Below are 1,431 nucleotides of genomic sequence, written 5' to 3'. Positions count from 1 at the left end.
CATATGCACATAAAGCATAAGGTCAAAATATTCAAGAAATGTACCAACAGATAATAAACCTATAGCTTCTTTTTGTTGTCTTGTTAAGCTTCTTTGTTCTTTTACATAGCTTAGTATAAATTCTTTAATAAAAGTTAAATTGTAAAGAAATCTATACTGTTTTATATAAAAGTCAATAGGAAATTTCGCTTTACACAATAAATAAGAAAGTGAAGTGCAACTTATTATTAATTTATGTTATCAATTTTATCAATATAATTGAACTAGTTTAAAGTGGTATGTCCGTGTACTTGAGCATTCATCACAAGTCCAAAGCCTATTAGCATGGATGCGATCATTGTTCCGCCGTAAGAAATAAATGGTAGTGGTACGCCTACTACGGGAAGCAAGTCCATAACCATAGCTATATTAATAAATACGTGACTAAATAAAATCGAAGTAATACCTATTACCATTAATTTACTAAAAATCTCTCGGCAATTTGCGACAATTAATAAAGAAATAGTTATAAGTGCAAAATATAATATTAGTAAAAACATTCCTCCTATAAAGCCGAATTCTTCAGCGAAAGTAGCAAAGATAAAGTCTGTTTGATGTTCAGGAAGAAAATCTAAATGACTTTGGCTACCTTGATTTAAACCTCGTCCAAATAAGCTACCTGAACCTATAGCGATTTTAGACTGAATAATATTATAGCTAGCACCGAGCGGATCATGTTCGGAATCTAAAAAAACCATTACCCGTTTTTTTTGATAATCATACATCATATTCCAAGCAATAGGCAGACTAATAAGAGCAGCAAGACCTAGTATTATAAAATATTTTATTCTAAAACCCGTTGCAAAAAATATAATTGCCGAAACAATTAAAACAATCATTCCCGTACCTAAATCCGGTCCTCTAATTATTAGAAAAGTCGGTATTAAAACTCCAATAATCGGTACGATAACTTTGTGAAATTTTGTAAGATCATCGATTGTGAGTGAATGAAAATATCTAGCAAGCATTAATACAACGGCGATTTTTATCGGTTCGGAAGGCTGAAGCTTAACTATACCGATATCAATCCATCTTTTTCCGCCCATGGCAGTTAAACCGAAAAGCTCCACGGCTACTAGTAAAGCAAGTACACAAAAATAGAAGATATACGATAATCTGAAGATTATACGCAAATCAATCAACGCAACAACAATAGCTAACGGCAAGAATATACAAAAATTTATAATTTGTTTGTAAGCCCAAGGCTGCAAATTGCTATTCGCTGCAGAATAAAGCACAACAAAACCAATGCAGCAAATTAAGCTAATTAGTAAAATTAAAGTAATCGGTAATTTTTGTAATTGTTCTAGATAATTTTTGTGCATGTTTTTTTGTATTGGGCAATGTTACTATGTCATTCCCGGGTCATGCCTCCATATTGCAGTTATGCCT

At 32.1% G+C, this 1,431-nt stretch carries 1 protein-coding gene and 1 pseudogene; both read right to left on the bottom strand.

The window, feature by feature from the left end:
- Positions 1-198 (bottom strand): annotated as a pseudogene (locus KYQ89_RS07520) (hypothetical protein); the annotation flags it as partial.
- A gap of 65 nt (positions 199-263) precedes the next feature.
- On the bottom strand, positions 264-1,364 hold the full coding sequence (gene rodA / locus KYQ89_RS00320; RefSeq protein ID WP_218459812.1) for a rod shape-determining protein RodA: 1,101 nt from the start codon (positions 1,362-1,364) through the stop codon (positions 264-266).
- Positions 1,365-1,431 lie beyond the last annotated feature (67 nt).

This window comes from Rickettsia sp. TH2014 (assembly GCF_019249195.1).
GTDB lineage: Bacteria > Pseudomonadota > Alphaproteobacteria > Rickettsiales > Rickettsiaceae > Rickettsia > Rickettsia felis.
The sequence above is the reverse complement of the archived record's forward strand: the minus strand, read 5'-3'. Positions and strand labels throughout refer to the sequence as shown.

Bases quoted from the DNA above. Each gene is read 5' to 3' on its own strand.
- rodA (WP_218459812.1), bottom strand. From the start codon at position 1,364: ATGCACAAAAATTATCTAGAACAATTACAAAAATTACCGATTACTTTA.